General features: G+C 72.3%; 23 protein-coding genes. 13 read left to right on the plus strand and 10 right to left on the minus strand.

Annotated features, from left to right (window positions below; all coding sequences use genetic code 11):
- Positions 1–918, minus strand: a 918-nt coding sequence (locus tag AC1Q49_RS04960) for an acyltransferase family protein (protein WP_492491119.1), incomplete at its 3' end; no start/stop codon positions are given.
- A gap of 143 nt (positions 919–1,061) precedes the next feature.
- Here AC1Q49_RS04960 and AC1Q49_RS04965 point away from each other — a divergent pair.
- A complete protein-coding gene (locus AC1Q49_RS04965) occupies positions 1,062–2,258 on the plus strand; it encodes an LLM class flavin-dependent oxidoreductase (RefSeq protein ID WP_292681899.1) in 1,197 nt (398 codons plus the stop codon).
- On the plus strand, positions 2,255–2,917 hold the full coding sequence (locus tag AC1Q49_RS04970; protein ID WP_061782126.1) for an FMN reductase: 663 nt from the start codon (positions 2,255–2,257) through the stop codon (positions 2,915–2,917). Before AC1Q49_RS04965 ends, AC1Q49_RS04970 begins: the two co-directional genes overlap by 4 nt.
- Before the next feature lie 22 nt (positions 2,918–2,939).
- Here AC1Q49_RS04970 and AC1Q49_RS04975 read toward each other — a convergent pair whose 3' ends face one another.
- Entirely contained in the window at positions 2,940–4,793 is a 1,854-nt protein-coding gene (locus AC1Q49_RS04975; RefSeq protein WP_232783915.1) for a glycoside hydrolase family 15 protein, read from the minus strand.
- Between the two features lie 52 nt (positions 4,794–4,845).
- On the opposite strand from AC1Q49_RS04975, the gene AC1Q49_RS04980 reads away from it, so the two are divergent.
- Positions 4,846–6,231 carry a glucose-6-phosphate dehydrogenase gene (locus AC1Q49_RS04980; RefSeq protein WP_101306584.1) on the plus strand — a complete coding sequence of 462 codons (1,386 nt, stop codon included), beginning with the start codon at positions 4,846–4,848 and terminating at the stop codon, positions 6,229–6,231.
- Here the strand turns inward: AC1Q49_RS04980 and AC1Q49_RS04985 are convergent, their stop codons facing one another.
- Together AC1Q49_RS04985 and AC1Q49_RS04990 are read right to left on the minus strand one after the other, a co-directional pair.
- Positions 6,232–6,912 (minus strand): response regulator, encoded by a 681-nt coding sequence (locus AC1Q49_RS04985; RefSeq protein ID WP_101306583.1) that lies wholly within the window; start codon positions 6,910–6,912, stop codon positions 6,232–6,234.
- Positions 6,909–8,174 (minus strand): sensor histidine kinase, encoded by a 1,266-nt coding sequence (locus tag AC1Q49_RS04990; RefSeq protein WP_061782129.1) that lies wholly within the window; start codon positions 8,172–8,174, stop codon positions 6,909–6,911. Before AC1Q49_RS04990 ends, AC1Q49_RS04985 begins: the two co-directional genes overlap by 4 nt.
- A gap of 165 nt (positions 8,175–8,339) precedes the next feature.
- Between AC1Q49_RS04990 and AC1Q49_RS04995 the strand changes: the two genes are divergently transcribed.
- Positions 8,340–9,782, plus strand: coding sequence for a cation:dicarboxylate symporter family transporter (locus AC1Q49_RS04995; protein ID WP_061782130.1), 1,443 nt, complete (start codon positions 8,340–8,342; stop codon positions 9,780–9,782).
- A 38-nt stretch (positions 9,783–9,820) separates the two neighbouring features.
- Here AC1Q49_RS04995 and AC1Q49_RS05000 read toward each other — a convergent pair whose 3' ends face one another.
- The gene (locus AC1Q49_RS05000; protein WP_492491120.1) at positions 9,821–10,423 is read right to left on the minus strand and encodes a DedA family protein; all 603 of its coding nucleotides are present in this window, start codon (positions 10,421–10,423) and stop codon (positions 9,821–9,823) included.
- A gap of 151 nt (positions 10,424–10,574) precedes the next feature.
- Between AC1Q49_RS05000 and AC1Q49_RS05005 the strand changes: the two genes are divergently transcribed.
- Positions 10,575–12,533, plus strand: coding sequence for a GDSL-type esterase/lipase family protein (locus AC1Q49_RS05005; RefSeq protein ID WP_492491121.1), 1,959 nt, complete (start codon positions 10,575–10,577; stop codon positions 12,531–12,533).
- A gap of 30 nt (positions 12,534–12,563) precedes the next feature.
- On the opposite strand, the gene AC1Q49_RS05010 is transcribed toward AC1Q49_RS05005, so the two are convergent.
- The gene (locus tag AC1Q49_RS05010) at positions 12,564–12,737 is read right to left on the minus strand and encodes a DUF5302 domain-containing protein (protein WP_157831623.1); all 174 of its coding nucleotides are present in this window, start codon (positions 12,735–12,737) and stop codon (positions 12,564–12,566) included.
- 286 nt (positions 12,738–13,023) lie between these two features.
- Between AC1Q49_RS05010 and AC1Q49_RS05015 the strand changes: the two genes are divergently transcribed.
- The 3 genes from AC1Q49_RS05015 to AC1Q49_RS05025 all read left to right on the plus strand — a co-directional run bounded on the left by AC1Q49_RS05015 (position 13,024) and on the right by AC1Q49_RS05025 (position 17,316).
- Entirely contained in the window at positions 13,024–15,303 is a 2,280-nt protein-coding gene (locus AC1Q49_RS05015; protein ID WP_060959464.1) for a polyribonucleotide nucleotidyltransferase, read from the plus strand.
- Between the two features lie 292 nt (positions 15,304–15,595).
- Positions 15,596–16,618 carry an aldo/keto reductase gene (locus AC1Q49_RS05020; RefSeq protein ID WP_060959465.1) on the plus strand — a complete coding sequence of 341 codons (1,023 nt, stop codon included), beginning with the start codon at positions 15,596–15,598 and terminating at the stop codon, positions 16,616–16,618.
- Between the two features lie 98 nt (positions 16,619–16,716).
- Complete coding sequence (locus AC1Q49_RS05025) at positions 16,717–17,316, plus strand: histidine phosphatase family protein (RefSeq protein WP_060959466.1); 600 nt, start codon at positions 16,717–16,719, stop codon at positions 17,314–17,316.
- Between the two features lie 156 nt (positions 17,317–17,472).
- Here AC1Q49_RS05025 and AC1Q49_RS05030 read toward each other — a convergent pair whose 3' ends face one another.
- On the minus strand, positions 17,473–17,952 hold the full coding sequence (locus AC1Q49_RS05030; protein ID WP_205283189.1) for a GNAT family N-acetyltransferase: 480 nt from the start codon (positions 17,950–17,952) through the stop codon (positions 17,473–17,475).
- Between the two features lie 44 nt (positions 17,953–17,996).
- Between AC1Q49_RS05030 and dapB the strand changes: the two genes are divergently transcribed.
- Complete coding sequence (dapB, locus tag AC1Q49_RS05035; RefSeq protein ID WP_061782132.1) at positions 17,997–18,815, plus strand: 4-hydroxy-tetrahydrodipicolinate reductase; 819 nt, start codon at positions 17,997–17,999, stop codon at positions 18,813–18,815.
- Positions 18,812–19,261 carry a hypothetical protein gene (locus AC1Q49_RS05040; RefSeq protein ID WP_205283187.1) on the plus strand — a complete coding sequence of 150 codons (450 nt, stop codon included), beginning with the start codon at positions 18,812–18,814 and terminating at the stop codon, positions 19,259–19,261. The genes dapB and AC1Q49_RS05040 overlap by 4 nt, the downstream gene beginning before the upstream one ends.
- Here the strand turns inward: AC1Q49_RS05040 and AC1Q49_RS05045 are convergent, their stop codons facing one another.
- The 3 genes from AC1Q49_RS05045 to AC1Q49_RS05055 all read right to left on the minus strand — a co-directional run bounded on the left by AC1Q49_RS05045 (position 19,262) and on the right by AC1Q49_RS05055 (position 21,116).
- Positions 19,262–20,176, minus strand: coding sequence for a TIGR01777 family oxidoreductase (locus AC1Q49_RS05045; RefSeq protein WP_492491122.1), 915 nt, complete (start codon positions 20,174–20,176; stop codon positions 19,262–19,264).
- The gene (locus AC1Q49_RS05050) at positions 20,169–20,594 is read right to left on the minus strand and encodes an OsmC family peroxiredoxin (protein ID WP_492491123.1); all 426 of its coding nucleotides are present in this window, start codon (positions 20,592–20,594) and stop codon (positions 20,169–20,171) included. Before AC1Q49_RS05050 ends, AC1Q49_RS05045 begins: the two co-directional genes overlap by 8 nt.
- A gap of 87 nt (positions 20,595–20,681) precedes the next feature.
- Complete coding sequence (locus AC1Q49_RS05055) at positions 20,682–21,116, minus strand: TlpA family protein disulfide reductase (protein ID WP_492491124.1); 435 nt, start codon at positions 21,114–21,116, stop codon at positions 20,682–20,684.
- Between the two features lie 77 nt (positions 21,117–21,193).
- Here AC1Q49_RS05055 and AC1Q49_RS05060 point away from each other — a divergent pair, with 77 nt between their 5' ends.
- The 3 genes from AC1Q49_RS05060 to AC1Q49_RS05070 are packed head-to-tail and all read left to right on the plus strand — an operon-like array spanning position 21,194 to position 23,323.
- On the plus strand, positions 21,194–22,036 hold the full coding sequence (locus tag AC1Q49_RS05060; protein ID WP_157831622.1) for a thymidylate synthase: 843 nt from the start codon (positions 21,194–21,196) through the stop codon (positions 22,034–22,036).
- The gene (locus tag AC1Q49_RS05065) at positions 22,033–22,530 is read left to right on the plus strand and encodes a dihydrofolate reductase (protein ID WP_060959474.1); all 498 of its coding nucleotides are present in this window, start codon (positions 22,033–22,035) and stop codon (positions 22,528–22,530) included. Before AC1Q49_RS05060 ends, AC1Q49_RS05065 begins: the two co-directional genes overlap by 4 nt.
- 28 nt (positions 22,531–22,558) lie before the next feature.
- Entirely contained in the window at positions 22,559–23,323 is a 765-nt protein-coding gene (locus AC1Q49_RS05070; RefSeq protein ID WP_492491125.1) for an SDR family NAD(P)-dependent oxidoreductase, read from the plus strand.
- Positions 23,324–23,350: the final 27 nt, after the last annotated feature.

The following is a 23,350-nucleotide window of genomic DNA, read 5'->3' on the forward strand; positions in this document are numbered from 1 at the left end:
GCGCAGCAGACCGCTCTCGCGGAACGGGTACAGCACGAACGAGTGGAGCAGGTACACGTACATCGTGTAGCGCCCGAACGCCGTCCACCCGTACGCGCCGCGCGGGACGAGGGCGAAGAACGCGACACTGAGGACGAGCGCGATCGCCATCAGCGCCAGGCGCACCGCGGCCGACCACCAGGGGCCGCCGAGCGCGGCGTAGTCCTGGTCGTAGAACAGCCACTGGCGCAGGTCGACCGCGCGCCAGGTGTCGGCGAACAGCCACGCCACGGCGCCCGCCGCGGCGAACAGGGCGACGGCCGCGATCCGCGGACCCCTGCGGCGACGGCGGAGCAGGTCGAGCCGCTGCACGATCCGGTGGTGCGACACCCACCACCCGAGGGTGAAGAACGGGAGCAGGCCCAGCGTGCGCGACAGCGACAGGGTCGAGTCGACGTTGGGCCAGTAGCCGACGGCGAGGGAGACGGCGACGGTCCACGCGAGCGGCCACCGCAGGAGCGCCAGGTAGGGCAGCACGAGCCGGAAGATGGCGAGCGCGAGCAGGAACCACAGCGTCCAGGACGGCTGGGTGAGGTTGGGGTTCGCCTCGCCCTCGACGAGCCACTTCGTCAGCGTCCACAGGCTTTCGAACACCACGTAGGGGGCGACGATGTCCGTCAGCACCCGGGCCATCTGCCGCCGCGACGGCCCGTCCGACGTCGAGAAGTAGCCGGAGATCAGGGCGAAGGCGGGCATGTGGAACGCGTAGACGACGAGGTAGAGCGCCAGCGCGGCGTCGCTGTCGTACGTGAGTCGCTGGATGGCGTGGCCCAGGACGACCAGCACGATGCAGGCGAAGCGGGCGTTGTCCCACAGCGGCACCCGCCGTTTCGCCGGGCGCGGTGCCGGGGAGGCGGGCGAGGGGACAGGGTCGGTCATCGTCTGGTCACCCTACCGGGGGAGCAGGACGGGGCGGGAATAACCTGGACAGCACCGCGTTGCACCAGATACATTCATTTGCATGTATTGGATGCCGAGGCATCCGGAAGGCGAAGGACACCGTGAACGAGAAGAGCCCGCAGATGCAGTTCGGCATCTTCACCGTCAGCGACATCACGCAGGACCCGACCACGGGCCACACGCCCAGCGAGGCCGAGCGCATCCGCGCGACCGTCGAGATCGCGAAGCACGCCGAAGAGGTGGGCCTGGACGTCTTCGCCCTCGGCGAGCACCACAACCCGCCGTTCTGGTCGTCGTCCCCGACGACCACGCTGGCCTACATCGCCGCCCAGACCGAGCGGCTCATCGTCTCGACCTCGACGACGCTCATCACGACGAACGACCCGGTGAAGATCGCCGAGGACTACGCCATGCTGCAGCACCTGTCGGGCGGACGCATGGACCTCATGCTCGGCCGCGGCAACACCGGCCCGGTCTACCCGTGGTTCGGCAAGGACATCCGTCAGGGTCTGCCGCTGTCGATCGAGAACTACGCGCTGCTGCACACGCTGTGGCGTGAGGACGTGGTCGACTGGGAGGGGAAGTTCCGCACGTCCCTCCAGGGCTTCACCGCGACCCCGCGGCCGCTCGACGGTGTCGCGCCGTTCGTCTGGCACGGCTCGATCCGCACGCCCGAGATCGCCGAGCAGGCCGCCTACTACGGCGACGGCTTCTTCGCGAACAACATCTTCTGGCCCGCCGAGCACTACCAGCGCCTCATCGGCCTGTACCGCCAGCGCTGGGAGCACTACGGTCACGGCGCCCCCGAGACGGCGATCGTCGGCCTCGGCGGACAGGCGTTCATGGCGAAGAACTCGCAGGATGCCGTGAACCAGTTCCGTCCGTACTTCGACAACGCCCCGGTCTACGGTCACGGCCCCTCGATGGAGGACTTCACCGAGATGACGCCGCTGACGGTCGGCTCGCCCCAGCAGGTCATCGACCGCTACGCGGGCATGCGCGACATCTTCGGCGACTACCAGCGCCAGCTGTTCCTCATGGACCACGCCGGACTCCCGCTGAAGACCGTGCTCGAGCAGCTCGACTTCCTCGGCGGCGAGGTCGTGCCCGTCCTGCGCAAGGAGTTCGCGAAGGACCGGCCGGAGAACGTGCCCGACGCGCCCACGCACGCCTCGCTCGTGCGCGCCGCGTACGGCGACGGCCCGGCGCGCCAGGCCACCCCGCGCGCCAACCGCGGCGACAACCTCAGCGGCCCGTCGCCCTATCAGGACGCGCCCGCGCCGGCCGGCGCCGCGTTCGGTGTGGGGGCGACCCGATGAGCGCCCGGCGCATCGCCGTCGTCTCCGCCGGCCTGTCCAACCCGTCGTCCACCCGCATGCTCGCCGACCGTCTCGCGGCCGCGACCGTGACGGCGCTGGGGGAGCAGTCGGGACCCGACGGTGCCCCCATCCAGGCCACCGTCGACACGATCGAGCTGCGCGATCTCGCGCACGACATCACGAACAACCTGCTGACCGGCTTCGCGCCGCCCGCGCTGGAGTCGGCCATCAACACGGTGGTCTCGGCCGACGCGCTCATCGTGGTCACGCCGATCTTCTCGACGAGCTACTCGGGCCTGTTCAAGTCGTTCATCGACGTGCTCGATCCCGACGCCCTCACCGGCATGCCGGTGCTGATCGGGGCCAATGCGGGAACGGCGCGGCATTCGCTCGCGATCGACTACGCCATCCGCCCGCTGTTCGCGTACCTCCACGCCGAGACGGTCTCGACCGGTGTGTTCGCGGCATCCAGCGACTGGGGAGCCGCCGCCGATCAGGTCGCACCGCTGAGCTCGCGCGTCGAGCGCGGCGCCCGCGAACTGGCCGAGGCCGTCGCACGCCGTCAGCCCGCCGGCAGCGGCGACCCGTTCGACCCGGCGAACTACCTCGGCGAGGGACGCTCGTTCGGCCACCTGCTCGGCGGTCTCGCCGGCGAGTGAGCCCGCACGTCGACGCCCCCGATCACGCTCCGGCGCGGTCGGGGGCGTCGCCGTGCGCCGCCTCGGCGCGGGCGAGGGCGGATGCCGCGCGCACCAGCGCCAGGTGCGACAGCGCCTGCGGGGTGTTGCCGGCCTGGCGTCTGCCGGCCACGTCGTACTCCTCCGACAGCAGGCCGACGTCGTTGGCGCGCGAGCAGGCACGGTCCATGAGCGCGCGGGCGTCGTCGAGCCGGCCGCTCGCGGCGTACTGCTCGACGAGCCAGAAGGAGCAGGCGAGGAACGGGTTCTCGGTGCCCTCGAGGCCGTCCACGCCGGACTCGGTCCGATAGCGCAGCACGAGGCCGTCGACCATCAGCGTGCGCTCGATCTCGGCGACGGTGGCCAGCATCCGCGGGTCGTCGGCGGCGCAGAAACCGACCACCGGCAGCAACAGGAGCGACGCGTCGACCGCATCGGTGCCGGCGTGCTGCACGAAGTGCCCGCGCGCCGACACGCCGCGCCGATCGATGTCGGCGCGCACGCGATCGCGCAGACGCTCCCACCGCTCGTCCGGCCCGTCGAGGCCGAACTCGCGCACCGACCGGACGCCGCGGTCGAACGCCGCCCACACCATCGCCCGCGAGTGCGTGAACAGCTGCGGGTCGCCGCGGATCTCCCAGATGCCGTTGTCCGGCTCGTCGATGCGCTTCTCGGCCCGGCGCAGCAGGGCACGCTCGAGCGGCCACGAGATGTCCGACTGCTCGATGCCCGCCTGCCGCGCCGCGAACAGGCAGGTCATCACCTCGCCCGTGACGTCGGCCTGGTACTGCCCGGCCGCGCCGTTGCCGATGCGCACGGGGGCGGCGCCCCGGTAGCCGGGGAGGCTCTCCAGCTCGCGCTCGGCGAGGTCGCGCTCGCCCGCGATGCCGTAGACGATCTGCAGGTCGGCGGGATCTCCCGCGATGGCCCGCAGCAGCCACCGCTGCCAGTGCTCCACGACGTGCGCGAAGCCCTGTCCGAGCAGCACCTCGATCGTCAGGGACGCGTCGCGCAGCCACACGAACCGGTAGTCCCAGTTGCGGCCGCCGCCGAACTGCTCGGGGAGGGACGTGGTCGGTGCGGCGATGATCCCGCCGGTGTCGCGGTGCGTCAGCGCGCGCAGGGTCAGCAGCGAGCGCACCACGGCCTCGCGGTGCGGGCCGTGCACGTCGATGCGCTGCGCCCACGTGCTCCACCAGTCGCGGGTGCGGGCGAGAGCCGCGTCGACGTCGAGCGGCTCGGGCGCCGGACGGTGCGAAGCGTGCCAGGTGAGGGTCAGGTCGCGCCGCTCACCCGACGAGACGCGGAACGCACCGCGGTGCAGATGGTCGGTGGCCGTGAGGGCGGCGCCGCGCAGGACCACCGCATCCGGGCCGGCGATGGCGGTCAGCTCGGGCGCCTCGGCGGTGCCGGTCTGGCGCACCCAGGGCAGGGCCCGCGCGTAGTCGAACCGCAGCCGCACGCGCTGCTCGAACTCCACGCTGCCGGAGAGGCCGACCACGCGCCGGACGAGGTCGGTGCGGCTCGCGGTGTCGAGGTGGTGCGGATCGACCGGGAGGCAGTCGTGCACCTCGGCGACACCGTCGGCGCTCTCCCAGCGCGTGACGAGCGTGAACGTCTCGCCGTCGTAGCGCCGCGTGTGCTGCGCCTGCGGATCGGTCGGGCGCAGCATCCACTGCCCGTGGTGCTCGTCGCCGAGAAGCGCGGCGAACACCGACGCCGAGTCGAAGCGCGGCAGGCAGAGCCAGTCGATCGACCCCGATCCCGACACCAGCGCCGCCGTGCGGCTGCTGCTCAGCAGCGCGTAGTCCTCGATGGGCGCGGGCGAGGAGTCCGATCCTGGAGGTGCATCTGCCACGCAACGATTCTGCCGTCTCCCCGGGGCGGAGGGGGCCACGTAGGGTGTGCTCATGGGCGACGTGTCGACACTGGCCATCATCGGAGCGAGCGGCGATCTGACCGAGCGGCTGCTGCTGCCCGCGGTCGCCGACCTGCTGAAGAGTCAGCCCGATCGCCGCATCCATCTGCTGGGGGTGGGACGCACGGCGCTCAGCGATGCGCAGTGGCGGCGTCGCGTGCGCACCGCGTTTCGCGAAGCGGATGCCGAGGAGGCGTTCGCCGCGGTGGCCTCCACGCCCTACCTCGCCGTCGACGCGACCACCGCCGCGGGGCTGCGCCGCGTCGTGCGCGACGCCCCCGACGGCCGGCTCGTGCTCTACTTCGCCGTGCCGCCTGCGGCCGCGGCGGCCGCGTGCGCCGCGCTGTCGCCGGGCGACCTGCCGGCGGGGACCGTGCTGGCGCTCGAGAAGCCGTTCGGCGAGGACGAGGCGAGCGCCCGCGCGCTGAACGAGGTGCTGCGGACGCTGCTGCCGGAGGAGCAGATCTTCCGCGTGGACCACTTCCTCGGCCGATCCACGGTGCTGAACGTGCTCGGCGTCCGCTTCGCCAACCGCCTGCTCGAGCCCGTGTGGACGGCCGAGCACGTCGAGCGGGTCGAGATCCGGTTCGACGAGACCCTGGGCCTCGAGGGGCGCGCGGGCTTCTACGATCGCGCGGGCGCCCTCGTCGACATGATCCAGAGCCATCTCCTGCAGGTCATGGCGGTGGTCGCGATGGAGCCGCCCGCGGCGCTGAACGCGACCGACGTCCGCGACGCGACCGCCGCGGTCCTGCGCGCCACGCACGTCTGGGAGGACAACGCGGTGCGCTTCTCTCACCGAGCCCGTTACACGGCCGGCACCGCCGGCGGCGAGCAGATGCCCTCCTACGTCGACGAGTCGGGCGTCGATCCCGCACGCGAGACCGAGACGCTGGCACAGGTCACCGTGGAGGTGCGCAACGCGCGGTGGGCGGGCGTGCCCTTCACGCTGCGGTCGGGGAAGGCTCTGGATGCCAAGCGTGCGGAGATCGACGTGGTGCTCCGGCCGGTCCGCCACCTGCCCGCGGGCTTCACCGGCGACGCCGCCGGCAGCGTCATCCGCTTCTCCCTCGGCCCCGACCGGGTCACGATGGACATCTCCGTCAACGGCGGCGACGGGCCGTTCGCGCTGCACCGGGCCCGCCTCGAAGCCGATCTCGGCCTGGGCTCGCACCAGGCCTACACCGAGGTGTTGGCCGCGATCCTCGACGCGGACGCGATGCTCTCGGTGCGCGGCGACGTCGCCGAGGAGTGCTGGCGGATCATCCAGCCCGTCCGCGACGCCTGGCGGCGCGGCGACGTGCCGCTCGAGGAGTACGCCGCCGGATCGAGCGGGATCGGGTGGGACGACGCGGGCGTCGCGGCATCCGGGCGCTGATCAGCGCCAGCGGTACTCCGTCTCGGGACGCCCGCGCGTGCCGTACCGCGGCGAACGCTCGACCCGTCCCGCGTCGGCGAGGTGTTCGAGGTAGCGGCGCGCGGCCACGCGCGACATCCCCAGCGCGTCGGCGGCCTCCGTCGCCGAGAGGGGGCCGCGGTCGCGGACGGCGTCCGACACGCGATCGAGGGATGCCGGAGACAGGCCCTTCGGCAGCACGACGGGACCCGTCGGGCGCAGAGCGCCCAGCATCGCGTCGATCTCCGACTGCGTCGCCGCTCCGGTCGCGGCACGGGCTCGCGCGCGATACGCGCGGTACTGATCCAGCCGATCGTGGAAGGCGGCGAACGTGAAGGGCTTCACGAGGTACTGCACCGCACCGAGCGCGATCGCCTGACGCACCACGTCGGCGTCGCGCACCGAGGTGATCGCGATCACATCGACGTCCGCGGCGCGCGCCCGGATGTGGCGCAGGACGTCCAGCCCCGTGCCGTCGGGCATCGTCATGTCGAGCAGGACGAGATCGATCCGCGACCGCTCGGGCGCCTCGAGCACCGCCGCGACGGCGGCGCGCGCGCCGGCGCATTCGGCCACGACTTCGAAGCCCGGCACGCGGCTGACGTAGGTGCGATGCAGCTCGAGAGTCAGGGCCTCGTCGTCGACCAGCAGCACCCCGATCATGACAGTCCCGTCGGCAGCACCACGCGGAACGTCGTCGGCGACAGCCCCAGCGAGATCGTCCCGCCGACCTCGTCGACGACCGCGCGCACCAGGGCCAGACCCACCCCCCGGCCGTCCGCGCCGGCGGGCTTGGTCGAGAAGCCCCGTTCGAACATCCGCGCGCGGGTGTGCTCGTCGGGCCCCTCGCCCGAGTCGGCGACGCTGAGCAGCAGCTCGTCCTCAGCGGTGCGCGACATGTGCACGCGCACCCAGCGCGGCTCCGGGCCCGCGGCCGCGGCATCCAGGGCGTTGTCGATCAGGTTGCCGACGAGGGCGACCGCGTCGATCGGCCGGAGCAGCGAACGGGGCGCGTCGGCGGCGATGTCCGCGCTCCACTCGATTCCCCGCTCCATCGCCTGGGACGCCTTGCCGAGCAACAGCGCCCCCACCGTCGGGTCGCCGTCCGTCCGCGCGGCGACCTGGTCGACCAGCGCCTGGCTCTGGCGTGCGGAGTCGGTCAGGATGCCGATGGCGTCGGCGCTCCGGCCGAGCTCGATCAGGGCGACGGCGGCGTGCATCCGATTGCCGTGCTCGTGCGTCTGCGCCCGCAGCGCCTCGCCGAGCGTGCGCATCGACTCGGCCGAGGCGAGGGTGTCGCGGATCGCTCCGGCGGGGAGGTCGCCGGCGACGCTCCGGGTCGCTCGACGCGCGAGCACCGCCCCCGCCAGTCCCGCCCCGACGAGGGCGAGCCCGACCGCCGCGACCACCAGCAGCCGCGGCACGACCTGCGCGGTGACGGTGCGCACCGTCACGCCGACCGACACCCAGCCCACGAGGCGCCCGTCCGCCTCCACCGGCACGATCGTGCGCAGCGACGGACCCAGGGTTCCGGTGAACTCCTCGGTGATCGTCTGCGGCGACGGCGGGATCGTGCCGATGTAGTGCTGGCCGATCTGGGCCGGGTCGCGGTGCGTGATGCGGATGCCGGCCGTGTCCATCACGGTGACGAAATCGACGCCCGCGCTCGACATCACCTCGCGCGCGATCGGCTGGAGCGTGCGCGTTGCCGCCTCGCCGTCGCCCGCCGCGAGAGCGGACCGGACCTCGGGAAGGCCCGCGAGTGTCGCGGCGACGGCCTGGGTCGCCCGCTCCGCCTCGGCGCGGGCCGCCCGCTGGGCCTCCAGCACGAGCAGCCCCGCCGTCCCCAGCGCCAGCACGAGCGCCGCACCGGCGAGCCACAGGAACAGCCGGGACGCGGCGCTGCGTCCGATGCTGCGGGCCATGGCGCCCCTCTCGACGGTGAACGGCGGTGGCGTGCGTCGCCGCCCGGGGGGCGGGACCAATACGACCACAAGTGAACCACGAGGTCCCGGTGGGCGCACTCTGGGCACGTGGCCGCCAACGTCGGCGGTCCGCGAACAACGACCCGTTCACACCTGGAGGCGGACATGGCCCTCTCGACGACATCTTTCAGACTCCCCGGCTACAACTGGCGCCGCGGCAAGACGTCCTGGGACAAACACACCTGGCTCTACGTGTCGGTGATCATCGCCGTCGTGCTGGGCGCCGTCGTCGGCCTCGTCTGGCCCGAGTTCGCGAAGGGGCTCGAGCCGATCGGCAAGGCGTTCGTCAACCTCATCAAGATGATGATCGCGCCGATCATCTTCTGCACCATCGTGGTCGGCGTCGGTTCCATCGCCAAGGCCGCCACGGTCGGCAAGATCGGCGGGCTGGCCCTGGGTTACTTCATGGTGATGACGACGTTCGCGCTGTTCATCGGCCTCGTCGTGGGCAACATCATCCACCCGGGCACGGGACTGGACATGTCGAGCTCGACCTACGACGCATCCAGCATCGAGGCCACCTCGACCACCCAGTTCCTCATGGGGATCATCCCCACGACGTTCTTCTCGGCCTTCACCGGCGAGAGCGTGCTGCAGGTGCTCTTCATCGCGCTGCTGGTCGGTTTCGCCCTGCAGGGACTCGGCAGCAAGGGCGAGCCGATCATGTACGCCGTCAAGCAGCTGCAGGTGCTCGTGTTCCGCATCCTCGGGATGATCCTCTGGCTCGCCCCGATCGGCGCGTTCGGCGCGATCGCCGCCGTGGTCGGCAAGACCGGCTTCGCCGCCATCGTCAGCCTCGGCATCCTCATGATCGCGTTCTACATCACGTGCGCCGTGTTCGTCTTCGGCATCCTCGGGGTGCTCCTGTACGCCGTCACCCGCGTGAACATCCTGCGACTCATGAAGTACCTCGGTCGCGAGTACCTGCTGATCGTCGGCACCTCCTCGAGCGAGTCCGCCCTTCCCCGGCTGATCGCCAAGATGGAGCACCTCGGCGTCTCGAAGCCCGTCGTCGGCATCACCGTCCCGACCGGCTACTCCTTCAACCTGGACGGCACGGCCATCTACCTGACGATGGCGTCGCTGTTCATCGCCGCGGGCATGGGAACGCCGATGTCGTGGTCCGAGCAGATCGGCCTGCTCGTGTTCATGATCATCGCCTCCAAGGGCGCCGCCGGGGTCACGGGGGCGGGTCTGGCGACGCTCGCCGGCGGGCTCCAGGCGTTCCGCCCCGACCTCGTCAACGGGGTGGGCGTGATCGTGGGCATCGACCGGTTCATGTCCGAGGGGCGCGCCGTCACGAACTTCACCGGCAACGCCGTCGCGACGCTGCTCATCGGCACCTGGACGAAGCAGATCGACCGCGACCGCGTCCGCGAGGTGCTCGCCGGTCGGGCGCCGTTCGACGAGTCCACCCTCACCGGTGACGGCCACGACGGCATGTCCACCGCGACCGGCGCCGTCGGCACGCAGGGACTCGAGCAGGCTGCCCTCGACGAGGCCGCCGCGAAGGAGGAGCGCGCCCGCCGCCGGGCGGCCGCGCACTGACGGCGCGGTCACGTCGCCGCGTCCGGGGGTGCCTGTCCTCAGGCCTCCGGGGCGCGGCGTCGCCGCGCGCGGCCCGCCACGGCGTCGGCGGCCGCGCCGAGGGCGAGCGCGAGCGCGATCGAGACCGCGACGGCGACGACCGTGCCGCCGGGCACGATCGCGGCGACGGCGGCTCCCAGCAGCGCCTGGTAGAGCGCCCACGCCGTCGCCGCGGGAGCGGCCAGCAGCAGGTACCGCGGCACCGGCATGCGGGAGGCGCCCGCCGCGAGATTGACCGCCAGGCGGGCGAACGGGATGAAGCGGGCCGTGAACATCAGCGTCGCCCCGCGCCGCGCGAGGGCGTCGCGGGCCCAGCCGAACGCGGCGGTCACGCGCGGCCCCCGCATCCATCGCCAACGATCGAGGCCGACCGTTCGTCCGAGGGCGTAGCAGCCGAGGTCGCCGAGCAGGGCGGCCAGCGCGGCGACGGCGATCACCGCGACCAGCGGCGGCGCGCCCTCGGCCACCGCCAGCGCGCCGAAGGTCGTCACCGCCGCCTCGCCGGGGATCACGACGAGCAGCGCATCGCCCAGCACCAGCCCCGCCATCGCCGGCAGCGCCCACGGGCTGTGCGCGAGAGCCTGGAGCCATGCGTCCGTCACCGTCCCGGAGTAGCACGGGCCCATGAACGCGCGGCGAACGCGCGCGGCGGGGATGACCGTGCGGTGACCGTCCGCGGAGCGTTCGGGGAACACTGCGTTCCCGGGGCCCGTCAGCACGCCCCCGGGGCCGCGCACCCGCGACCCTGGACCCATGAGAGTCGCGTTCGTCGCCGAGTCGTTCCTGCCTCACATGAACGGCGTCACCGGATCCGTCCTGCAGTCCGTGCGTCATCTCACCGCACGCGGCCACGACGCCCTCGTCATCGCGCCGGGTGCGCCGGGTGCGCGCTCGGATGCGACGACCACCCTGCTGCCCTCCGTGCCGCTGCCCGCCTACCGCCAGGTGCGCATCGCGCTGGGGCGCACCGGGACGCTCGCCGGCATCCTGCGCGACTACGCGCCCGACGTCGTGCACCTCGCCTCGCCGTTCGTGCTCGGCTGGCGCGCCGTCGCGGCGGCGGAGGCGCTGGAGCTGCCGACCGTCGCGGTCTACCAGACCGATGTCATCGCCTACGCCCGCAAGTACGGCGTCCCGCGGGCGACCGCCCTGACCGCCGCGCACGTGGCCCGTCTGCACGGCCGGGCCACGCTGACGCTCGCGCCCTCGTCGTCGGCGCTGCGACAGCTCGACGAACTGGGCGTCGATCGCACACGGCTGTGGGGCCGGGGCGTCGACACCCAGCGCTTCCGCCCCGAGCACCGCAGTGAGGCGTGGCGTTCCTGGATCGCGCCGGGCGAGGTGATCGTCGGCTACGTCGGGCGTCTCGCCCCCGAGAAGCAGGTCGAAGACCTGGCGGTTCTCGCCGACATCCCCGGCGTCCGCCTGGTGATCGTGGGCGACGGCCCCGCCCGCGCGCGACTGGAGCGCGCGCTGCCGCGCGCCGTGTTCCTCGGACACCTCGCCGGCGCCGAGCTCGCCCAGGCGATGGCCGGCTTCGACGTCTTCGTGCATCCGGGGGAGAGCGAGACGTTCGGGCAGACCATCCAGGAGGCCCACGCCAGCGGCGTACCCGTGGTCGCGACCGGTCGCGGCGGCCCCGTCGACCTCGTACGCTCCAGCGTCGACGGCTGGCTCTACCGGCCGGGCGACCTCGACGACCTGCGCGATCGCGTGCGCGACCTGGTCGGCGACGCGAGCAAGCGTCAGGCCTTCGGAGCGGCGGCGCGGGCCGGCGTCGAGGGGCGGACCTGGCCTGCCCTCGTCGACACGCTGGAGCAGTACTACCTCGAAGCGCGGCGGCTGCACGGCGCGGAGCGCGGCACACGCGTCGGGTCGGCCTCGGCCCCCGCGGCGGAGCGTCCGGCGCCGCCGCCGCGCGGATGGTCGCGCATCATCGCCCTCGGCGACTCGTTGACGGAAGGGCTGTGCGACACGTCGCGGATGCCGGAGGGGGAGTACCGCGGCTGGGCGGACCGGCTGGCGACCCTCCTGGCCCAGCGCTCGCCGACACCGGTGCGCTATGCGAACCTCGCCGTGCGCAGCCGCCGTGTCGGCGACCTGCTGGACGAGCAGCTCCCGCGCGCGCTCGCGATGCGCCCCGAGCTCGCGACCGTGCTCATCGGCGCGAACGACCTCGTGTCGCACCACGTCGACGCCGACACCGTGGCCGCCCGGGTCGATGACGCGGTCGGCCGCCTGCGCGCGGCGGGCAGCGATGTGCTGCTGGTCACGCCGTTCCTGCCCGACCGCCGCGCCTCACGGCTGTTCTCCCGCCGGTTCGCCCGCTTCGCGGTGCGGCTGCGCGAGATCGCCGCCCGGCACGGGGCTTTCCTGCTGGACCTCGAGAGCGATCCCGACATCGGCGAGCGCGAGAAGTGGGCGCACGACAAGGTGCACCTGAGCTCGCGCGGGCATCGGTTCGTGGCGTACCGCGCCGCCGAGGTGCTCGGGTTGCCCGACGTGGAGGCGCTCGGTGCGCTCGATGCCGCCCTGCACGCCGACGACGACCGCCCGGTCAGCGGCACGTGGCTCACCCGCGACGCGCTGCCGTGGGCGTGGCGGCGGCTGCGCGGGCGCACGGCCGGCGACGCCGTGACGGCGAAGCACACCGACTACGTCGATCTGCCCGCCGGCGGGTCGTCCGACCGTGCGCGCACGCCGCAGCGCTGACCCGCGATGACCGCGGGGCGCGTCGGCGCGTCAGCCGCTCTTGCGGCGGAACTCCCGCTTGGTGACCGCGCCGTGCGTGCCGTGCACGGCCGAGTCGCCGTCCAGGTGCGCCTCGCCGGTGCGGCTCTGCGCGTTCTTCTTGTCGAGCGCCTCCCTGAACTTGCGCTTCATCTCCTCGGATGCCGTGGTGTCATCGGTGCTCATGCCCCCAACCATACGCAGGCGAGGGCGCGACTGATAGGCTTGGGCAGGTTGCCGTGGATCTTCTGCGGCATCCGGAGCAGGCCGGCAGGAAGCTGGTCCCCTGTGGTGGGTTCCCGTTCGACGCGATCCGATGCGAACGGTGGCTTTCTACTGGTGGCCAGCGCTGACCGTCCCGGCGGCGCCTCACGCGGTGTCGCCGCGCGTCTGGATCTGCCCGTTCCTGCTCCTTCGCACGATCTCGTGCGCGAAACGCGCGCGCGAGTCTAAACAAAGAAGGAGAGACCTCTTGGAAGGTCCAGAAATCACCGCCGCCGAAGCCGTTCTCGACAACGGCCGCTTCGGCACCCGCACGATCCGGTTCGAGACCGGACGACTCGCGCAGCAGGCACAGGGTGCCGTCGCCGCGTACCTCGACGAAGAGACCATGCTGCTGTCGGCCACGAGCGCGGGCAAGCACCCGCGTGAGGGCTTCGACTTCTTCCCGCTGACCGTCGACGTCGAGGAGCGCTCCTACGCCGCCGGCAAGATCCCCGGCTCGTTCTTCCGTCGCGAGGGCCGCCCCTCCACCGAGGCGATCCTCGTCTGCCGCCTCATCGACCGTCCGCTGCGCCCGTCGTTCGTCGACGGCCTGCGCAACGAGGTCCAGATCGTCGTGACCGTGCTGAGCATCGCCCCGGGCGAGTACTACGACGCGCTCGCGATCAACGCGGCATCCCTGTCGACGCAGATCTCCGGTCTGCCGTTCTCGGGCCCCATCGCCGGTGTGCGCCTCGCGCTCATCCCGGGTCACGGCGAGCACGCCGACCAGTGGGTCGCGTTCCCGACGGCCGCCCAGGTCGAGGAGGCCGTGTTCGACCTCATCGTCGCCGGTCGCGTCCTGGAGGACGGCGACGTCGCGATCATGATGGTCGAGGCCGAGGCAACCGAGAACAGCTGGAACCTCATCAAGGCCGGCGCCACCAAGCCCAGCGAGGAGATCGTCGCGCAGGGTCTGGAGGCCGCCAAGCCCTTCATCACCGCGCTCGTCGCCGCGCAGAACGTCGTCGCGAACACCGCGGCCAAGGAGATCCAGCCGTACCCGGTCTTCCCGCCGTACGCGACGGAGACCTACGACTTCGTCGCCGGTCGCGCCTACGACCGTCTGGTGCCGGTGTACCAGATCGCCGACAAGATCGAGCGCCAGAACGCCGACGACGCCGTCAAGGACGACGTCAAGGCTCAGCTGGTCGCCGCCGTCGAGGCGGGCGAGCTGCCCGACAGCGCGCTGGCCGAGTTCGGCGCCGCGTACAAGTCGGTCACCAAGCTGATCGTCCGCGGCCGCATCCTCACCGAGGGCGTCCGCATCGACGGCCGCGGCCTGGCGGACATCCGTCCGCTGGATGCCGAGGTCCAGGTCATCCCGCGCGTGCACGGCTCCGCGATCTTCCAGCGCGGTGAGACCCAGATCCTGGGCGTCACGACGCTGAACATGCTCAAGATGGAGCAGCAGATCGACTCGCTGTCGCCGACCACGAGCAAGCGCTACATGCACCACTACAACTTCCCGCCCTACTCGACCGGTGAGACCGGCCGCGTCGGGTCGCCGAAGCGTCGCGAGATCGGGCACGGCTTCCTGGCCGAGCGCGCGCTCGTTCCGGTGCTGCCCAGCCGCGAGGAGTTCCCCTACGCGATCCGTCAGGTGTCCGAGGCCCTCGGCTCCAACGGCTCGACGTCGATGGGCTCCGTCTGCGCCTCGACCCTGTCGCTGCTGAACGCGGGTGTGCCGCTGCGCGCCCCCGTCGCCGGCATCGCGATGGGTCTGGTCTCCGACCAGGTCGACGGCCAGACGCGCTACGCCGCGCTGACCGACATCCTGGGCGCGGAGGACGCGCTCGGCGACATGGACTTCAAGGTCGCCGGTACCAGCGAGTTCGTCACGGCGATCCAGCTCGACACGAAGCTCGACGGCATCCCGTCGTCGGTGCTGACCGCCGCGCTGACGCAGGCGAAGGACGCGCGCATGACGATCCTGAACGTCCTGAACGCCGCGATCGACGGCCCGGACGAGATGGCTCCGACGGCGCCGCGCGTCATCAGCGTGCAGATCCCGGTCGACAAGATCGGCGAGCTGATCGGCCCGAAGGGCAAGACGATCAACGCGATCCAGGACGAGACGGGGGCGCAGATCTCCATCGAGGAGGACGGCACCGTCTACATCGGCGCGACCGACGGCCCATCGGCCGAGGCCGCCCGCGCCCAGGTGAACGCGATCGCGAACCCGACCAACCCCGAGGTCGGCGAGCAGTTCCTCGGAACGGTCGTCAAGCTGGCGGCGTTCGGCGCGTTCATCTCGCTGCTTCCCGGCAAGGACGGCCTGCTGCACATCAGCGAGGTGCGCAAGCTCGCCGGTGGCAAGCGTGTCGAGAACGTCGAGGACGTGCTCGGCGTCGGCCAGAAGCTGCTCGTCAAGATCACGAAGATCGACGACCGTGGCAAGCTGTCGCTCGAGCCCGTGCTCGAAGAGGCCGCCGACCAGGAAGGCCGTGCGGCCGCCAGCGAGGGCCCGGAGGCTCCCGCCGAAGGCTGAGCGCACGCGGCGCGGCACCCCGTAGGGTCGCCGCGCCGCCCAAGGACACGGATGCCCGCTTCCTCCCGTCTCGGAGGGGCGGGCATCCGTTCGTTCACGTGATGTCCACCGAATGGCGGACATCCGATGCCCCGCGACGGCGTCGTGACGGAAGCGTTATGGAATGTTTACCGTTCGTTCGGCGCGATGCGCGGCGCCGGTGCGGGGCTGGCCTACCCTCGGAACTACACATCGGGGGGTGGGTATCGAGACACACGGGGCCGCAGCGGCGGCAGCGTGAGGGGGTGAACGGATGGGTTACTTCGGCATCGGCGCCACGGCGGCCGGGTCGCGCGTCGTCGCGGCGCCGCACCCCTCTGCGCCCATTCCCGTCCAGGGGGCTCCCGTGGGATCCGTCATCCGCACCGGGCTCGGCGAGTCCGGGCTCGACGTCTTCCCCATCATGCTCGGCGCGGCCGAGTTCGGCTGGCACGTCGACCTCTCCGCCGCCCACGGCATCCTCGACGCGTACCGCGAGTGGGGCGGCAACGCCGTGCACACCTCCGACGGGTACGCCGCCGGGCGCAGCGAGCACATCGTCGGCCAGTGGCTGGGTCGCCGCGGCATCCGTGACGACATGGTGCTGGCCGTGCGGATCGGATCCAACCCCGACAACCCCGGCCTCGGACCGGTCAACCTGATCCGCGCCGTGGAGGCCTCCCTCACGCGGCTGCAGACGGACCGGATCGACCTGCTGTACCTCGACGCGACCTCCGACGACGCGACGACGCTCGAGGACACCCTGGCGACCGTCGAGTGGCTCATCGAGTCGGGGAAGGTGCGCGCCGTCGGCGCGTTCGGTCACTCGGCGGCGCAGCTCGTCGAGGCCCGCATCCTCGCCTCGGCGGGATACCCGCGGTTCACGGTGCTCGACGTGCCCTACAACATCCTCCGCCAGAGCGAGTTCGACGGCGATCTGCGCCTGGTCGCGGGGGCGCAGGGCATCGCGGTCACGCCGTCGCAGGCGCTCGAGCACGGCTACCTCGCCGGCGTGCACCGCGACCGCGCCAACGTCGCGTACTCCGTGCGCGGCATCCAGCTGGCGGCGTCGATGAACAGGCGGGGGTCCCGCACCCTCCGCGCGCTGGATCGGATCGGCGCCGAGCTGGCGATCCCGCCCTCCGCGGTCGCGATCGCGTGGCTGCTCGCGCAGCGCGCCGTCGTCGCACCCATCGTCAACGTCTTCGCCGTCGGTCATGTGGAGGAGCTCGTGCAGGGCGTGGGAGCGCGTCTGAGCCGGGCGCATCTGGCGGAGATCGCCCGCGCGATCCAGTAGTCGTGGCGGCGGCGCGCGGCGCTGTCAAGACCCGGTCGGGCCGCGTCGGCCTGACGTAGGGTGGAAGAGCCCCACCCCCAGGCGAGACGAGTATTGACGTGACGCATTACCTGTACCTCGTGCGACACGGAGAGCATCTCGACGCGGAGCACGGGCTCGAAGACGGTCCGCTGTCGCCGCGCGGTCGCCGCCAGGCGGAGCTGCTGGCCGACCGGCTGTCGGGCGTTCCGCTGGATGCCGTGTGGCACTCTCCCCTCGAGCGCGCCGCCGAGACCGCCCGCGCGGTCGCGGGCCGTCTGCCGTCGGTGACGCCCGAGCCGTCGGCGCTGCTGTTCGACTGCATCCCGACCGGCATGCTCCCCGAGACGCCGTCGATCTACGAGCCGTTCTTCGGGTCGTACACCGAGGCGGAGATCGACGCGGGGCGCGCGCAGATGGGCGACGCGGTCGCGGAGTTCCTCGTGCGCAAGCCCGCCGCGCACGAGCTGCTCATCACCCACAACTCCGTGATCGCCTGGTTCGTCCGGGAGGTGCTCGACGCGCCGGACTGGCGCTGGATGACGATCAACCAGGCCCACTGCGGCCTGACGGTGCTCGCCCAGCGCAAGGGGCGGCCGTGGGCGCTCGTGACGCACAACGATCTGGCGCACCTGCCGATGGAGCTGCGCACGGGCCTGCCCGAGGTGCCGCCCGTCTGAGCTCCGGCGTGCGGGAGTGTCGGCGTGCGGGAGTGTCGGCGTGCGCAACGTCGGATTCGCTGTCGCCGAGACCCTCCACGTGCCGTGATCGCGGGGGCTGTGCGGCCCCGACCGTGAGGATCTCCGACGGTCGTCACCCGACGGCGCCGCCGTGATTCACAGCGCCTTGCGCAACCACACCGTCGCGTTGGGGTTGTCGTTGTAGGGCTCGACGGCGGTGAAACCGGAGCGGGCGTAGAGCGCACCGGCCGCGTCGAGGGTGTGGTGCGTGTCGAGCACCAGCTCCGCGGCGCCGAACCCGCGGGCCCGCTCCTCGAGCGCCTCCAGCAGCAGCCGTCCCCATCCCCGGCCGCGCGTGCGCGGCTGGAGGTAGAGGTGCTTCACCTCGTAGCGCGGTCCCGCCGGTCCGTCCTCGATCCGACGGATACCGCCGCAGCCCGCGTCCGTCGCGTCCGCGCCGTCGTCGTCCACAACGACCAGGAACACGCCGGCCGGGGGAGTGAACACGGATGCCGCGGGAAACACCGGCTGGTAGGCCTGTCCCTGCGGGAAGGCCGCCGCACGCATCCGGAAGTACTCCTCCAGGAGGGCACGCGAACGGGGATCGTCGGCGGTGAGCGGCTCGAGACGGACCATCCCTCGAGCGTAACCGTGTCGGGTCCACGCCCTAGGCTGGAACCATGACGACGAGAGTGGCCCTCGTGGGCGGCACCGGCAAGCTCGGTGCGATCATCGCCGGCGTGATCGACGAGATGGACGACTTCGAGACGGTCGCCGTGCTCGGCTCGTCGAGCGACCTCGCCGAGATCGACGCCGCCGACCTCGTCGTCGACGCCTCCACGCCCGGCGTCTCGATCGACGTCGTGCGCGCCGCGATCGAGCGGGGCCGGAACGTGCTCGTCGGAACCTCCGGGTGGTCGACCGAGCGGATCGCGCTCGTGCGCCCGCTCGTCGAGGCGGCCGGCACCGGCGCCGTCTTCATCCCGAACTTCTCGCTCGGCTCCGTCGTCGCGACGGCCATCGCCGCGGCCGCCGCGCCGCTGTTCCCCTCGATCGAGATCGTCGAGACCCACCGCGAGACCAAGGTGGACTCGCCGAGCGGCACCGCCGTGCGCACGGCCGAGCTCATCGCCGATGCGCGCTCGGCGGTCGGTCCCGTCGCCTCGCCGCACGTCGATCAGCGCGCCCGCGGCCAGCAGGTGGCGAGCGTGCCGATCCACTCGCTGCGACGGCCCGGCGTCATCGCGAAGCAGGAGACGATCCTGTCGGGTCCGGGCGAGTCCCTGTCGATCGTGCACGACACGGTCGACCCGGCCCAGGCGTATGCCCCCGGCATCCGCGTCGCCCTCGTCGCCGCCCGCGATGCGCGGGGGGTGACCATCGGCCTCGACGCGCTCATCGACCTCGGGCTCGGTTCCCGCCGCGACGCGGCGCCGGCGGAGGCTCGCGTCGACGAGGGCGCGGTCCCCGGCCAGGTCGCCCGCGTCACCGGAGCATGAACGCCCGCATCGGCGTCGCCGTGATGGCGGTGCTGCTGGCGCTCTACATCGTGCTCGTCGCGCAGCGCGCGTGGCTGCTGCTGGTCTCGGGCGAGCCGATCGGCATCGCGATGGGGATCGCCCTCGTGGTGCTGCCGGTCATCGCGGCGTGGGCCCTGTGGCGCGAGCTGGCCTTCGGCCGTGCGGCCGAGCGGCTCGCGAAGCGCCTCGAGGCCGAGCGGGCGCTGCCGGCGGAGGAGCTCGACGTCCGCGTGAGCGGCCGTCCCGACCGGGAACAGGCCGACGCGGTCTTCCCCCTCTACCGCGCGGATGTCGAGCGCCACCCCGACGACTGGCGCGCGTGGTTCCGCCTCGGCCTGGCCTATGACGGCGCCGGCGACCGCCGGCGCGCCCGCGAGGCGATCCGCCGGGCGATCACGATCGAGAAGAACCCGCCGACGGGCTGATCACGCGGGGACGGCGGCGGCCACGGCATCCTCCACCGTGGGGTGGGAGAACGTGAATCCGGATGCCGTGAGCACCTCCGGCACGACGTGCATGTCGCACGTCAGCAAGCCCTCCGCGGCGTCGCGCCCGAGCACGAGCGTGAGCGCCCATTCGGGCACCCGCAGGAGGTAGGGCCGGTTCATCCGGCGTGCGAGGGCGAAGCCGAGGTCGTTCGCCGTCGCGCGCTGGGGTCCCGTGAGGTTGACCGGTCCGGTCGTGCCGGTGTCGATGATGTGGCGGATGGCCCGCACCTCGTCGTCCAGCGAGATCCACGGCCACACCTGGGTGCCGCGTCCGAGGGGTCCGGAGAGTCCGAGTCTCGTGAGCAGCAGCAGCGGCTTGAGCACGCCGTCGGCGTGCACGACGGGGGCCGTGCGCAGGGTCGCGACGCGAGCCCGGTCGCCCGCCCCGCGCAGCGCCGCCGTCTCCCATTCGCCGCAGAGGTCGGCGAGGAAGGACTCGCCGCGCGGCGAGGACTCGGTGAGGGTCGCGCCGGGGACGGAGGGGTAATAGCCCACCGCGGACGACGAGACGAAGGCCGGTGCGTCGTCGCCGAGGCTGCGCACGGCCGCGGCGAGCGCCTGGGTCGGTGCGATCCGCGACCACACCAGGTCGTGCTTGTAGCGGCGCGTCCACGGGAAGCGTCCCAGGGTGGCGCCGTTGAGGCCGACGACCGCCCGCGCCCCGGCGAGCACCGCCGGGGGCAGGGGCGTGCGGCCGGGGTCCCAGGTGACCTCGTTGCCGGCCGTGCTCTCGCGACGGACGAGGCGGGTCACCGGGATGCCGTCGGCGCGCAGCGAGTCCGACAGCGCTCGTCCGATGAGGCCGGAGGCGCCGGCGATGACGACGCGGCCCTCGGCGGCGGTGTCAGGCAAGCGTGGCCTCGAGCGTGATCTCGATGCCGGTCAACGCCGCCGACACGGGGCAGCCCGACTTGGCCTCGCCGGCGATGCGCGCGAACTCCTCGGCCGACAGCCCGGGCACGACCGCATTGACGTTGAGGTGCGATCCCGTGATGCCGGTGCCGGGGATGAACGTGGCGGATGCCGTCGTCTCGATGCTCTCGGGCGGGGTGCCGTTGCCGGTCAGGGCGTGGGAGAGGGCCATGCTGAAGCAGGAGGAATGGGCGGCGGCCAGCAGCTCCTCGGGCGTCGTGACCGACGCGGAGCCCTCGCTGCGGGCCTTCCAGTCGACCGCGAACGGCCCCTGATTGGAGCTCTCGAAGGCGATCTCGCCGGATCCGTCGGTGAGGGATCCCTTCCAGCTCGTGGACGCTTCGCTCGTGACGCTCATGACTGCTCCTCGATGTCGTGGGGATTCGTTCCCGAGCCTAGACGCGCCCGCCCCGCGACGGAACGGGGGGACGCGTGGAGCGCCCGGTCAGACGGCGGCGGCCGCGGTGACGCGATCGAGCTCGAGTTCGATCGCATTGCGGTTCGGCGTGCCGCCGAAGCGCGTCTGGACGACGCCGTGCCGATCCAGGATGAGCGTCGTCGGCGTCTGCAGCACGTGGAAGTGCTTCGCGATGTCGGGGCGGTGCGTGAGGTCGACGTCGAGGTGGAGGACGCCGTCGTGCGCGTCGGCGATCGATCCCAGCACGCGGTGCACGCCCGGGCAGCGGGAGCACATCTCGGTGCTGAACTGCAGGAGCGTCGCCCGCTCGCCGAGCGCCGGGGCCCCGAGCCGCTGCGGCTCGACGACCTCGTCGGGGTTCTGCAGGCGAGGACGGCTCTGCTTCCAGCGGAGGAAGAGGCCGACGCCGACGGTGACGGCGAGAAGCGCCGTGAGCAGGAGCACGGCATCGACGATGGTCACAATCTGCCACGATACCGCCGCTTCGGGCTTCGAGGCGCGGTGCGCGGGCAGATGACGGGCCGTGCGTAACAGAGCCGATGTCCGCGCACGCCGGTAGTCTGACTGGCGTGACCGCGGCATCCATCCCCACCCCGTACGAGGATCTCCTGCGCGACGTGCTCGCCCACGGCGTGCACAAGGACGACCGCACCGGAACGGGGACCACGAGCGTCTTCGGTCGGCAGATCCGGTTCGACCTCGCGCAGGGCTTCCCGCTCATCACGACCAAGCGCGTGCACCTGAAGTCGATCGTCTACGAGCTGCTGTGGTTCCTGCGCGGCGAGTCGAACGTCGCATGGCTCCAGGAGCACGGCGTGAGCATCTGGGACGAGTGGGCGGATGCCGACGGCGAGCTCGGTCCGGTCTACGGCGTCCAGTGGCGCTCCTGGCCCACACCGTCGGGTGGTCAGATCGATCAGATCTCGCAGGTCATCGAGCAGATCCGCAGCAACCCCGACTCGCGGCGGCTCATCGTGTCGGCGTGGAACCCGGCGGACATCCCGCAGATGGCGCTGGCTCCCTGCCATGCGCTCTTCCAGTTCTACGTGGCGGACGGCAAGCTGTCGTGCCAGCTGTACCAGCGCAGCGCCGACATGTTCCTCGGGGTGCCGTTCAACATCGCGTCCTACGCGCTGCTGACGCTGATGATCGCGCAGCAGACGGGGCTCGAGCCGGGTGATTTCGTCTGGACCGGGGGCGACTGCCACATCTACGACAACCATGTCGAGCAGGTGCGCGAGCAGCTCTCCCGCGATCCGTATCCGTACCCGCGGCTGTCGTTCGCCCGCACCCCGGCGTCGATCTTCGACTACACGTACGAGGACGTCGTCGTCGAGGACTACCGGCACCACCCCGCGATCCGCGCGGCCGTGGCCGTATGACGCGACTGGGGCTGATCTGGGCCGAGGCGCGCGGCGGCGTCATCGGCAAGGACGGCGGGATGCCGTGGCACGTGCCCGAGGATCTCGCGCACTTCCGCGCCGTGACGACGGGTGCTCCCGTGGTCATGGGCCGGCGCACCTGGGAGTCGTTCCCGCCGCGTTTCCGGCCGCTCCCGGGGCGGCGCAACATCGTGGTCAGCCGCGATCCCGGCTGGGCCGACGACGGCGCCGAGCGGGCCTCCTCGCTGGACGATGCCCTGGCGCTGGCGGCGCCGGAGCCCGAGGTGTGGGTCATCGGCGGCGCGGGACTGTTCGCGGAGGCGATCGCGCGCGCGGACGTGCTCGAGGTGACCGAGCTCGACCTCGAGGTGGACGGCGACACCTTCGCTCCGGTCCGCGCGGGCTGGAGCGTCGCGCGCATCGACCCCGCCGAGGGCTGGACGGTGTCGCGGACCGGCGTCCCCTACCGCTTCCTGACGCTGATCCGTCCCTGATCCTCCCGATCGGCACTAGCGTGGCCCCATGCCCAGGACAGCACTGATCACGGGGGCGAGCTCGGGTCTCGGCGCCGAGTTCGCGCGTCAGCTCGCCGCCCGCGGAGCCGATCTGGTGCTCGTCGCGCGCGATCGCGCCGCACTGGAGGCCCTGGCCGCGCGATTGCGCGCCGACACGGGCGTCGGCGTCGAGGTGCTCGCCGCCGACCTCGTCGCCGACGAGGGACTGGCCGCGGTGGCCGAGCGCGTCGCCGACCGCCGGCATCCGATCGAGATCCTCGTCAACAACGCGGGCTTCGGTCTCGACCTCGACTTCGCCGCGAACGACATCGCCGACGAGCAGCGCCACCTCGACCTGCACGTGCGGGCGACGATGCGCCTGAGCCACGCGGCACTCGGCGGGATGCTCGAACGGGGGAGCGGCCGCGTCATCAACGTCGCCTCCGTCGCGGGCTTCCTGCCGCGCGGAACCTACGGCGCCGTCAAGGCGTGGGTGATCTCGTTCAGCCGCTGGGCGAACGCGGTCTACCGGCCACGCGGCGTGACGGTCACGGCCGTCTGCCCGGGCTTCACCCACACCGACTTCCACGCGCGTCTGGGACTGCCCCCGGGGGAGGAGGGCATCCCCGCCGCGATGTGGCTGGAGGCCGCCGACGTCGTCCGTGAGGGGCTGCGCGACGCGGCACGCGGCACGGCGGTGTCGATCCCGTCGCTGCGTTACAAGGTGCTCGTCGGCCTCGCACGCGCGCTGCCCGCGCCCTGGGCGGCGCGACTCGCCGCGACCGGGCGGTGACGGCCCGCTCCGACCTCCGCCCCGCGA

The organism is Microbacterium sp. MPR-TSA4, assembly GCF_058792815.1.

What these genes read in the sequence shown, in the direction of transcription:
- AC1Q49_RS04965 (WP_292681899.1), top strand. Translation starts at nt 1,062, where the DNA reads ATGCAGTTCGGCATCTTCACCGTCAGCGACATCACGCAGGACCCGACC.
- AC1Q49_RS04970 (WP_061782126.1), top strand. Translation starts at nt 2,255, where the DNA reads ATGAGCGCCCGGCGCATCGCCGTCGTCTCCGCCGGCCTGTCCAACCCG.
- AC1Q49_RS04980 (WP_101306584.1), top strand. Translation starts at nt 4,846, where the DNA reads ATGGGCGACGTGTCGACACTGGCCATCATCGGAGCGAGCGGCGATCTG.
- AC1Q49_RS04985 (WP_101306583.1), bottom strand. Translation starts at nt 6,912, where the DNA reads ATGATCGGGGTGCTGCTGGTCGACGACGAGGCCCTGACTCTCGAGCTG.
- AC1Q49_RS04990 (WP_061782129.1), bottom strand. Translation starts at nt 8,174, where the DNA reads ATGGCCCGCAGCATCGGACGCAGCGCCGCGTCCCGGCTGTTCCTGTGG.
- AC1Q49_RS04995 (WP_061782130.1), top strand. Translation starts at nt 8,340, where the DNA reads ATGGCCCTCTCGACGACATCTTTCAGACTCCCCGGCTACAACTGGCGC.
- AC1Q49_RS05005 (WP_492491121.1), top strand. Translation starts at nt 10,575, where the DNA reads ATGAGAGTCGCGTTCGTCGCCGAGTCGTTCCTGCCTCACATGAACGGC.
- AC1Q49_RS05010 (WP_157831623.1), bottom strand. Translation starts at nt 12,737, where the DNA reads ATGAGCACCGATGACACCACGGCATCCGAGGAGATGAAGCGCAAGTTC.
- AC1Q49_RS05020 (WP_060959465.1), top strand. Translation starts at nt 15,596, where the DNA reads ATGGGTTACTTCGGCATCGGCGCCACGGCGGCCGGGTCGCGCGTCGTC.
- AC1Q49_RS05030 (WP_205283189.1), bottom strand. Translation starts at nt 17,952, where the DNA reads ATGGTCCGTCTCGAGCCGCTCACCGCCGACGATCCCCGTTCGCGTGCC.
- dapB (WP_061782132.1), top strand. Translation starts at nt 17,997, where the DNA reads ATGACGACGAGAGTGGCCCTCGTGGGCGGCACCGGCAAGCTCGGTGCG.
- AC1Q49_RS05040 (WP_205283187.1), top strand. Translation starts at nt 18,812, where the DNA reads ATGAACGCCCGCATCGGCGTCGCCGTGATGGCGGTGCTGCTGGCGCTC.
- AC1Q49_RS05050 (WP_492491123.1), bottom strand. Translation starts at nt 20,594, where the DNA reads ATGAGCGTCACGAGCGAAGCGTCCACGAGCTGGAAGGGATCCCTCACC.
- AC1Q49_RS05060 (WP_157831622.1), top strand. Translation starts at nt 21,194, where the DNA reads ATGTCCGCGCACGCCGGTAGTCTGACTGGCGTGACCGCGGCATCCATC.
- AC1Q49_RS05065 (WP_060959474.1), top strand. Translation starts at nt 22,033, where the DNA reads ATGACGCGACTGGGGCTGATCTGGGCCGAGGCGCGCGGCGGCGTCATC.
- AC1Q49_RS05070 (WP_492491125.1), top strand. Translation starts at nt 22,559, where the DNA reads ATGCCCAGGACAGCACTGATCACGGGGGCGAGCTCGGGTCTCGGCGCC.